This window comes from Protofrankia sp. CiP1_Cm_nod4 (assembly GCF_982290645.1).
In genome coordinates this window covers 4,890-5,340 of record NZ_CEVIVC010000197.1, presented here as the reverse complement: position 1 = coordinate 5,340, position 451 = coordinate 4,890, and the positions used below count along the sequence as shown (strand labels likewise).

The 451-nt window shown below is 77.4% G+C and carries 1 pseudogene; it reads left to right on the top strand.

Annotated features, from left to right (window positions below):
• Positions 1-451 (top strand): annotated as a pseudogene (locus AC5LSR_RS22460) (hypothetical protein); the annotation flags it as partial.

The following is a 451-nucleotide window of genomic DNA, read 5'->3' as shown; positions in this document are numbered from 1 at the left end:
GCGGGTGGTCGCGCTGCACGCCGACGACAGCGTCACGGAACTGCTCCGGGTCACCGGGGAATCAGGCCGCTCCCGCTTCCCCGTCCTGCGCCCCACCGGCACCGCCGCGCCTGGCGCCGGCGCCTCCGACACCGATGGCACCCCTGACACCGGTGGCACCGGTGGCACCTCTGACACCGCCTCCCAGCGGGATTCGGGTACCGCTAGGGACCCGGGCTCCGCTCGCGCCACCGCCGGCCACGCAGGCGCCGGCCACACAGGCGTCACCGGCCACGCAGGCGTCACCGGCCACGCAGGCGTCACCGGCCGCCGAGGCTGCGCCGGCTCCGGAGGGGGAGGGCACGCGGCCGAGCCGCCGGGCCCGGGGAGCGTCCCGGCTGTCCCCGGGGACGTCGACGACGTCGTCGGGGTCGTCCACGTCAAGGACGCCTTCGGTGTGCCGCCGGCCGAA